Source organism: Bradyrhizobium cosmicum, assembly GCF_032290525.1.
In the GTDB taxonomy this organism is placed as follows: domain Bacteria; phylum Pseudomonadota; class Alphaproteobacteria; order Rhizobiales; family Xanthobacteraceae; genus Bradyrhizobium; species Bradyrhizobium cosmicum_A.
In genome coordinates this window covers 1-276 of sequence record NZ_JASXTA010000200.1, presented here as the reverse complement: position 1 = coordinate 276, position 276 = coordinate 1, and the positions used below count along the sequence as shown (strand labels likewise).

Sequence of the window (276 nt, the reverse complement as noted above, 5' to 3'; positions counted from 1 at the left end):
CTCGTGGCCCGGCTGCTCGGGCTGGCCACAGTGAAGGTCGAGGCGGCCGACGGCGGCGAGTCCGCGCTCGAGCTGTCCTTCCTGCGCCGCGCCGAGGCCGAAGCGGTGCGCCGGGAGATCCTGGACCGCGCGTCGGGGATGCTCGGGGGAGCCGGGGCGGACGCGTCCGCGCCGGAGCGGGCGGCCGAGCCCGGCCTCCCCGACGCCGACGCCGCGGACGCCGGCGAACTCATGCTGCAGGTGCCCGCGGGGCGGCTCCTCGGCTCCGTCCTGCTC

General features: G+C 79.0%; 1 protein-coding gene. It reads left to right on the top strand.

Features of this window, described 5'->3' with window-relative positions; genetic code table 11:
* Positions 1-276 (top strand): PH domain-containing protein (locus QSV46_RS39645; protein ID WP_314964084.1); only part of this gene is annotated, 276 nt, incomplete at both ends.